This window comes from Pantoea sp. T14 (assembly GCF_036663535.1).
In the GTDB taxonomy this organism is placed as follows: domain Bacteria; phylum Pseudomonadota; class Gammaproteobacteria; order Enterobacterales; family Enterobacteriaceae; genus Pantoea; species Pantoea phytostimulans.
In genome coordinates this window covers 264,791-271,360 of the sequence record NZ_JAWUEB010000020.1, presented here as the reverse complement: position 1 = coordinate 271,360, position 6,570 = coordinate 264,791, and the positions used below count along the sequence as shown (strand labels likewise).

General features: G+C 49.8%; 7 protein-coding genes and 1 tRNA gene. 6 read left to right on the top strand and 2 right to left on the bottom strand.

All coding sequences use genetic code 11. The annotated features are described in order from the left end of the window. Positions 1-84: 84 nt before the first annotated feature. Positions 85-160, top strand: a tRNA-Trp gene (locus tag SC127_RS09505). Between the two features lie 125 nt (positions 161-285). Here SC127_RS09505 and hdfR read toward each other — a convergent pair. Continuing rightward, the gene (hdfR, locus tag SC127_RS09500; protein WP_243079952.1) at positions 286-1,110 is read right to left on the bottom strand and encodes an HTH-type transcriptional regulator HdfR; all 825 of its coding nucleotides are present in this window, start codon (positions 1,108-1,110) and stop codon (positions 286-288) included. 121 nt (positions 1,111-1,231) lie between these two features. Here hdfR and SC127_RS09495 point away from each other — a divergent pair, with 121 nt between their 5' ends. Next, positions 1,232-1,570, top strand: coding sequence for a DUF413 domain-containing protein (locus tag SC127_RS09495; protein WP_215845272.1), 339 nt, complete (start codon positions 1,232-1,234; stop codon positions 1,568-1,570). A 23-nt stretch (positions 1,571-1,593) separates the two neighbouring features. On the opposite strand, the gene SC127_RS09490 is transcribed toward SC127_RS09495, so the two are convergent. Next, positions 1,594-3,114: a YifB family Mg chelatase-like AAA ATPase gene (locus SC127_RS09490; RefSeq protein WP_243079951.1), complete on the bottom strand. Its 1,521-nt coding sequence runs from the start codon at positions 3,112-3,114 to the stop codon at positions 1,594-1,596. A 330-nt stretch (positions 3,115-3,444) separates the two neighbouring features. Between SC127_RS09490 and ilvL the strand changes: the two genes are divergently transcribed. The 4 genes from ilvL to SC127_RS09470 all read left to right on the top strand — a co-directional run bounded on the left by ilvL (position 3,445) and on the right by SC127_RS09470 (position 6,542). Further along, complete coding sequence (gene ilvL, locus SC127_RS09485; protein WP_082097622.1) at positions 3,445-3,543, top strand: ilv operon leader peptide; 99 nt, start codon at positions 3,445-3,447, stop codon at positions 3,541-3,543. A 149-nt stretch (positions 3,544-3,692) separates the two neighbouring features. After that, on the top strand, positions 3,693-5,339 hold the full coding sequence (gene ilvG / locus SC127_RS09480) for an acetolactate synthase 2 catalytic subunit (protein WP_243079950.1): 1,647 nt from the start codon (positions 3,693-3,695) through the stop codon (positions 5,337-5,339). Beyond that, the gene (gene ilvM / locus SC127_RS09475) at positions 5,336-5,593 is read left to right on the top strand and encodes an acetolactate synthase 2 small subunit (protein WP_215845274.1); all 258 of its coding nucleotides are present in this window, start codon (positions 5,336-5,338) and stop codon (positions 5,591-5,593) included. The genes ilvG and ilvM overlap by 4 nt, the downstream gene beginning before the upstream one ends. Before the next feature lie 19 nt (positions 5,594-5,612). Continuing rightward, positions 5,613-6,542 (top strand): branched-chain amino acid transaminase, encoded by a 930-nt coding sequence (locus SC127_RS09470; RefSeq protein WP_243079949.1) that lies wholly within the window; start codon positions 5,613-5,615, stop codon positions 6,540-6,542. The last annotated feature ends 28 nt before the right edge of the window (positions 6,543-6,570 follow it).

Below are 6,570 nucleotides of genomic sequence, written 5' to 3'. Positions count from 1 at the left end.
GAGCGGTAGTTCAGTTGGTTAGAATACCTGCCTGTCACGCAGGGGGTCGCGGGTTCGAGCCCCGTCCGTTCCGCCACCCTATTTAGGGGCGTAGTTCAATTGGTAGAGCACCGGTCTCCAAAACCGGGTGTTGGGGGTTCGAGTCCCTCCGCCCCTGCCAGAAATAGAAAAAACCTTTGCTTAGGCAAAGGTTTTTTTTTGCCTGCAAAACAGCGACAAGAACAAAAATTAAGCCAGTTAACTTTATAACGGGCTTAATTAGTGCTTTGTTAGGCAAAAGATCTGTCAGCGTACCATTACCGGGAATTTTAAGAGCTGTTTGATATGTGCCTGCTGATCACTGTTTTGCAGCCACACCGCATAAAGCGGGCGAACAGCAACCGGTGTGTCGGGAATAACCATCAGATCACTATAAAGGCTGTGCCAGTAATCAGGCAAAAACGCACAGGCGCCGGTGGTATGTAACAGTTCACGCGTGACGTGCGCAGAAGTAGTCGTTAAAACGGGTACGTCATCTCCTCCTGAAAGATAACTTTCATGCTGATGAAAATCCGCACCCCATTCCAACTTAATGTAATCGTATTTCTCACGCTTCTCTGTTTTACGCGCACGGAATAGGGCTAATGAGATATGACCTATCTGTTGGCTCGTCAGCTCATCCATTTTCGGTGCTTCAGTGGTGACCAGCAGGTCGAGTTGACGCTCATGTAGTTGCTTAACCAGCAGATGACGTTGCGCCACACGCGCCTCAAGGTGAAGACTCTCACGATTCTCATAAAGCGTCTGCAGCCAGGGCGTCAAGTAAGCCTCCCATAACGAGGCGCTGGCCCCAATTGAGAGCTCATGATGCTGCTGAGTATGCGAGACTTCTTTCTTAGCCATGAGCCATGTACTCATCAAACTCTCGGCATAGGGCAATAACCGTTCGCCAGCTGAAGTCAGTCGTATGTTATTGCGGTGACGAGTAAAAAGATTTACACCAAGCTGATTTTCCAACTGACGGATGCGAAAACTGACCGCAGATTGCGTTAAGTAAAGTGCTTCTGCAGCGCGCCCGAAATGGCGAGTTCTACTCACTTCCAGGAAAGTTTTCAGTAATTCCGTATCCACAGCGTTCTCCCAAAAAATGTTTGTCGTATAGATTTAAATGTTTTGTTTTACACTCTGTCAAGCCTATCTAATACTCCGCGCCATAAATAGCACGGCCATACGAGAATCAGGAGCGTGTAACATGGCGGAAAGCTTCTCAACAGAAAATCGGTTCTTTGATAACAAACATTACCCTCGCGGTTTTTCGCGTCACGGTGACTTTACTATTAAAGAAGCACAGCTTCTTGAGCGCCACGGATTCGCTTTTAACGAACTTGATTTGTCAAAGCGTGAACCGATAACGGAAGAAGAACGTTTATTTATTGAAGTATGTCGTGGTGTGCGTGAGCCGCAAACGGAAGCGGAACGTGTATGGACAAAATATACCGCACGTATCAAGCGTCCTAAGCGTTTTCACACCTTGTCGGGTGGTAAGCCTCAAATGGATACCGTCGAAGATTACAGCGACAGTGAAGATTAAAAAAAGGGGCGAAAGCCCCTTTTTTATTGCAGGCTTTTATGAAGATAAATCATTAACCTGTCAATACTGCGATAGCTCAGCGCTTCCTGCAAATGGCTTCGGTTAATATCCTTTTCTCCTGCCAGATCCGCCACTGTACGCGCCACTTTTAAAATCCGTTGCCATGCTCGTACTGATAAGCCCAGTTTATTCAGTACAGATTCAAGCCACTCTGCATCCTCTTTCCGAATGTCACACCAACACTGTATATCCGCATTGCTCATATGAGCGTTAATTTTTCCTGCACGCGCAATCTGTACAGCTCGAGCTGACAAAACGCGCTCACGTACTTTTGCAGATGTTTCACCCGCGCGACGTTGCTGGCTTAGCATCCCGCTTGGCAATAAAGGGACTTCAAGCGAGAGATCAAAACGATCAAGAAAGGGCCCAGAAAGCTTACTGAGATACCGTAAAACTTGCTGAGGTGTGCAGCGATTATGTTGGCCTTGGTAATGACCAGTTGGGCTAGGATTCAGCGCTGCGATAAGCTGAAAGCGAGCAGGATAGGTCACTTTCGCTCGGGCTCGAGATATGGCGATTTCGCCAGATTCTATCGGTTCGCGTAATGAGTCTAAGACTTTTCGTTCAAACTCAGGAAGTTCATCCAAAAAAAGCACCCCATTGTGCGCTAATGAAATTTCGCCTGGACGAGGTAGCGAACCGCCCCCAATCAACGCATACAACGAAGCGCTATGATGAGGGGACCTGAATGGCCTTTTACGCCATTGCTGATGAAGATCACCGCTGTTGGCCAGGCTGGCGATAGCGGCACACTCCAGTGCTTCCTGATCGCTCAGCGGTGGCATAATACCTGGCAATCGCGTGGCCAACATGGTCTTTCCCGTACCGGGCGGGCCAATTAACATCAAATTATGTCCGCCTGCAGCGGTAATCTCTAAGGCTCTTCGGCCTTGTTCCTGCCCAATGATGTCACTTAAATCTTCGCTAAAATGCTCGGGTGTTTCATCCTGCGGTTCGGCTACGGTTAGTTCACACTGATTATGCAAAAAAGCGCAGACATCGAGTAGATGCGGACTAACCAGTGATGTACCCAAGCGGATAAGTCCTACATCTGCCTGATTCTCCACAGCGAGTATCAGTTGACGACCCGCTTCAAGCGCAGCCATTGCTGCCGGAATCGCGCCCTGAACGCGACAGAGCGCGCCATCAAGAGCTAACTCTCCCAGAAACTCATGCTGAGTCAATTTCTCGGCAGGAAGCTGTTCAGAAGCCACAAGAATGGCGATTGCCATCGGGAGGTCATAGCGTCCGCCTTCTTTCGGTAAATCGGCTGGGCCCAGATTGATGGTGATACGTTTAGCTGGAAAGTTAAAGCCGCTGTTGATGATGGCGCTACGAACCCGCTCCCGGGCTTCTTTTACCGTCGTCTCGGGTAAACCAACTAATGTCAATGCAGGCAAACCATTACTGATATGCACTTCAATGGTCACTAATGGTGCTTCCACACCCAATGCAGCACGCGTAAGTACTTTAGACAATGACATAACCGCTCCTTGTTGCAGCGATTCTGACGACATAAGGGAGAGATTACGAAAGGATAAAGGTGGACGCGCGAGATGCTGCACAGCAAATTTATGTCACTTGCTTGAGATTACGGCTAAGCGAGACACTGCCCGCAAAAGCACCAATCAATTATAACGTTAGGAAAGTGATGAATATTTATCATTCAGCAAATATCCTTTTAATTACAATTTGATAACGAATAACTCAAATCAAAATTATGAAAATAACTGATGAAAATTATTGTCATCACCCTGCTAACTATGATAACTCTGTAGGCATTACTTCGAACACGTAAAAGAATTGAACAAAAAATGAAAGCCCTTCTACAAGTGATTAGCCTAGTCGTGATTAGCGTGGTGGTGATTATTAACCTACCGTGCGGGGCAACGCTTGGAGAAAGAAAGGCTTAAAAATCAAGCCTGAAACTCGAAAAACCCCCGCACCGAAAGGTCCGGGGGTTTTTTTTCGGCCAGGCTAAATATCAGCAAATCATCAAGGAACAAACAATGAACAGTAGCATAAAATTCTGTTGTTCCCCTCAGGATACAGGAGAATAGCGATGACAGGTGCACAGTGGGTGGTTCAGGCTATACGCGCGCAGGGCGTTGATACCGTATTTGGTTATCCCGGCGGCGCAATCATGCCGGTATACGATGCGCTCTATGACGGCGGCGTGGATCACCTATTGTGCCGGCATGAGCAGGGCGCTGTGATGGCTGCAATCGGATATGCGCGTTCTACCGGTAAAACGGGTGTTTGCATTGCAACCTCAGGTCCGGGTGCGACCAACCTGATCACTGGCCTTGCTGACGCCATGATGGATTCCGTTCCTGTAGTTGCGATCACCGGGCAGGTTTCATCCGCGTTCATCGGAACCGATGCCTTTCAGGAAATTGATGTGTTAGGCCTTTCCCTGGCCTGCACCAAACACAGCTTTTTGGTTGAGTCGCTTGATGATCTGCCTTCCGTGATGGCTGAAGCGTTTGCCATTGCTCAATCTGGCCGTCCTGGCCCGGTTTTAGTTGATATTCCTAAAGATATCCAAATTGCGAAAGGTGAACCCGTGCCACATCTGCTGCCGGTTGAAGAAGTGTTGGCGCTGCCGCACGACGCCATTCTTGAAGCGCGTGCGATGATGGCGCAGGCACAGAAACCGATGTTGTATATCGGCGGCGGTGTTGGCATGGCGCAGGCAGTTCCGGCGCTGCGTGCGCTGGCACAAGAAACTGGTATACCAGCCGTTGCCACATTAAAAGGGTTGGGCAGCGTAGATGCAGAAAGCGAGGTTTACCTCGGTATGCTGGGCATGCATGGAACCAAAGCCGCTAACTTGGCTGTTCAGTCTTGTGATTTGCTGATTGCGGTAGGTGCGCGCTTTGATGATCGCGTAACCGGCAAGCTGGATACCTTTGCACCGCTTGCTAGCGTGATTCACTTGGATGTTGATCCTGCTGAATTCAATAAACTGCGCCGTGCCCATGTTTCTCTGCAAGCCGACCTGAATCATGTGTTGCCTGCCCTGAGCCAGCCGCTGCAAATTGATGCCTGGCGTGAAGAGGTAAAAAGCCTCAAAGCAATGCACGAATGGCGTTACGATCATCCCGGTGATGCAATCTACGCTCCGCTGTTGTTAAAGCAGTTGTCCGATCGTAAGCCAACCAACGCTGTAGTCACCACAGATGTCGGACAGCATCAGATGTGGTCGGCGCAACATATGTCTTTTAGCGCCCCTGAAAATTTCATTACGTCCAGCGGACTAGGCACGATGGGTTTTGGGCTGCCAGCCGCCATTGGCGCGCAAGTCGCACGTCCGCAAGATACGGTGATCTGTGTCTCTGGCGATGGCTCTATCATGATGAATATTCAGGAGCTGGGCACCATCAAACGCGGCAAGCTGCCGGTAAAAATCGTGTTGTTGGATAACCAACGTTTAGGCATGGTTCGCCAGTGGCAACAGCTGTTTTTTGATGGTCGCTACAGTGAAACGAACCTGTCCGATAACCCCGATTTTCTTACACTGGCGAGCGCCTTTAATATCCCAGGCCAGCGTATTACCCGTAAAGAACAGGTCGACGCCGCACTTGATGCTCTGCTGAACAGCGAAGGTCCTTACTTCCTGCATGTTGCGATTGATGAGCATGAAAACGTCTGGCCATTGGTACCACCGGGTGCCAGCAACGCAAACATGATGGAGAAAACCGCATGATCCAGCATCAATTGTCTATCGAAGCACGCTTCCGCCCTGAAATATTGGAGCGCATTTTACGCGTGGTCCGTCACCGGGGTTTCCAGGTGTGTTCCATGAACATGGCGTCAGTGGCCAATGCCGAAAACATTAATATTGAAATGACCGTTGCCAGCCAGCGCTCAGTCGATTTACTGTCTTCTCAGTTAAGCAAATTGATGGATGTCGCGTGCGTCCAGATTCAACAACAGACAACACAACAAATCCGCGCATAGTCGCGAAAGGAATAAAAAAATGAGCACGAAGAAAGCAGACTTTATTTGGTTCAATGGGGAGATGGTTAAGTGGGAAGATGCCAAGGTTAGCGTCATGTCTCACGCGTTGCATTACGGCACTTCAGTTTTTGAAGGCGTACGTTGCTACGACTCTCACATCGGACCGGTTGTGTTCCGCCATCGCGAGCACATGCAACGTCTGCACGATTCCGCCAAAATTTACCGTTTTCCAATCAAACCGAATGTTGACGAGTTGATGGAAGCCTGCCGCGAAGTTATCCGCGTTAACAAATTGAAAAGCGCCTATATCCGTCCGCTGGCATTCGTGGGCGACGTCGGTTTGGGCGTGAACCCGCCAGATGGCTTCAGCACTGATGTGATTATTGCTGCATTCCCGTGGGGGGCTTATCTGGGCGCTGAAGCGCTGGAGAACGGCATTGATGCGATGGTCTCTTCCTGGAATCGCGTTGCGCCAAACACGCTGCCAACCGCCGCTAAAGCGGGTGGTAACTATCTTTCTTCACTGTTGGTCGGTAGCGAAGCGCGCCGTCACGGTTATCAGGAAGGTATTGCCCTCGACACCAATGGCTATATTTCAGAAGGTGCGGGTGAAAACTTATTCGAAGTGAAAGATGGCATTCTGTTCACACCGCCATTCACTTCCTCTGCACTGCCGGGCATCACGCGTGACGCCATCATCAAACTGGCCATCGACATGGGCATTGAAGTGCGTGAGCAAACGCTGTCGCGTGAATCGCTGTATCTGGCTGACGAAATCTTTATGTCAGGCACCGCAGCAGAGATCACCCCGGTTCGCAGCGTCGACGGCATCCAGGTCGGTGAAGGCAAGCGTGGTCCGGTGACTGCACGCATCCAGCAGGCATTCTTTGGCCTGTTCACTGGCGAGACTGAAGACAAATGGGGCTGGTTAGATCCGGTTAACTCATAATTAGATAGTGCGCGGGCGTCAGTCGACG

What these genes read in the sequence shown, in the direction of transcription:
- SC127_RS09495 (WP_215845272.1), top strand. Translation starts at nt 1,232, where the DNA reads ATGGCGGAAAGCTTCTCAACAGAAAATCGGTTCTTTGATAACAAACAT.
- ilvM (WP_215845274.1), top strand. Translation starts at nt 5,336, where the DNA reads ATGATCCAGCATCAATTGTCTATCGAAGCACGCTTCCGCCCTGAAATA.
- SC127_RS09470 (WP_243079949.1), top strand. Translation starts at nt 5,613, where the DNA reads ATGAGCACGAAGAAAGCAGACTTTATTTGGTTCAATGGGGAGATGGTT.
- ilvG (WP_243079950.1), top strand. Translation starts at nt 3,693, where the DNA reads ATGACAGGTGCACAGTGGGTGGTTCAGGCTATACGCGCGCAGGGCGTT.
- SC127_RS09490 (WP_243079951.1), bottom strand. Translation starts at nt 3,114, where the DNA reads ATGTCATTGTCTAAAGTACTTACGCGTGCTGCATTGGGTGTGGAAGCA.
- ilvL (WP_082097622.1), top strand. Translation starts at nt 3,445, where the DNA reads ATGAAAGCCCTTCTACAAGTGATTAGCCTAGTCGTGATTAGCGTGGTG.